The 1,016-nt window shown below is 57.0% G+C and carries 1 protein-coding gene; it reads right to left on the bottom strand.

Translation table 11 applies throughout. The features are described 5' to 3' along the window. Positions 1-235 precede the first annotated feature (235 nt). A complete protein-coding gene (locus tag SRAH_RS12720; protein WP_149028987.1) occupies positions 236-823 on the bottom strand; it encodes an addiction module protein in 588 nt (195 codons plus the stop codon). Positions 824-1,016 lie beyond the last annotated feature (193 nt).

The following is a 1,016-nucleotide window of genomic DNA, read 5'->3' as shown; positions in this document are numbered from 1 at the left end:
GTTAACCGGCGGGCCGAAGGCACGTCCGAGTTGAACCGCAGGTTAGGCGATGGTGTGAAGGGAAACTGGGCCTTGGAACGCTGTGGCGTTGCCGGAGATTATGGCTGGGGCCTTGCAGGAACGCAAGCGCGGAGGAAGGCAAGCTCGATGTGCCTGTGCCGTTTTCCGAAGGCCGAGCAGCAGGTCAGCAACCCGACAGCGCAGCCGGAGCGCGAGGGAGCGGAGTGTCAAAAGACTATCCTATCGTCCGGGATGCGACAGCCGCATTCGCACGGAGGATCTTTTCGACTTCCATGCGAAATAGTCCATTGAAGCCCGGCAGATCTAGGTTCACGCCCGGGAATTTTTTTCCGAGAGTTCTACGGGCTTGAGCCTCAGCTTCGGTGTTCTGCGTTGGTGCTGGGATTGGCGGAGGATCTTTCGGCGGTGGCTGCTGTTCGTGTTGGCCCTGCAAAGTAGACGCCAAAGTTTTTGAAGGTTGCCATGACTCAATTAATGCACGCCTTCTTTCTGCATCTGCGATCTCGGCTTGGTGTTCCCTCTCAAATTGTTCGATCAAGCGTTCGGTGTTCTCGAGCAGCAGAGCACGCTCTTCGGGCGTAAGGCTTCTTCCAGTCCCGCTGCCGTATTTTGGTGGCGCTCGTCCGGTGGGCGTTGAATCGAAAAGACGGGCGAAGCAGTCTGATCCGAAGACCTTCGTCGATCCATCAATTCGTACAAGATGAACGCGACGGTAGACAGAGTGACCACAGCCTTGAGCAGCGCATCGAACACGCTCGTCATGAGGTACTTCAACAATGGCAAGTAAGACTGGCTCAGTCATGTTTAATGTGGCCTAACGTTGAGGTTAACCGGCGGGCCGAAGGCACGTCCGAGTTGAACCGCAGGTTAGGCGATGGTGAGAAGGGTGCTGTGGCCTTGGAACGCTGCGGCGTTGCCGGAGATTATGACTGGGGCCTTGCAGGAAAGCAAGCGCGAGGCAAGCAAGCGCTGTGTGCCAGTTCCGTTCCACGAAG

The organism is Serpentinimonas barnesii, from assembly GCF_000696225.1.
Classification (GTDB): domain Bacteria; phylum Pseudomonadota; class Gammaproteobacteria; order Burkholderiales; family Burkholderiaceae_C; genus Serpentinimonas; species Serpentinimonas barnesii.
This window is presented reverse-complemented; position numbering and strand designations above follow the sequence as displayed.